Raw genomic sequence first — 265 nt, forward strand, 5'->3', positions numbered from 1 at the left:
GTGCAGGGCCACGCCCGGCTCGATGTGGTCGCCGGCCAGGCCCACGCAGAGATCGCCGATGCGCCGGTTCAGCACGATGCCGCCGGTGCCGGGCAGCACACGTGGCACACCGTCGTAGCCGATCCGGTAGGGCGTCGCACGGCCCACCGGATGGGCGATCTGGCCCTGCACGGTCACGGCCACGAGTTCGTCGTGGTTGATCCGGGGGCTGCCGGCCGGTGCTGCAACGGCGGTGGATCGAGACGCTTCAAACATGAATGGGCTC

At 70.2% G+C, this 265-nt stretch carries 1 protein-coding gene; it reads right to left on the bottom strand.

Annotation, left to right across the window (positions count from 1 at the left end):
• A partial coding sequence (locus ACUYLD_RS25710; RefSeq protein ID WP_446676245.1) for a DUF4438 family protein occupies positions 1 to 265 on the bottom strand: 265 nt, incomplete at both ends.

It is taken from the genome of Paenibacillus sp. SER-28 (genome assembly GCF_052906305.1).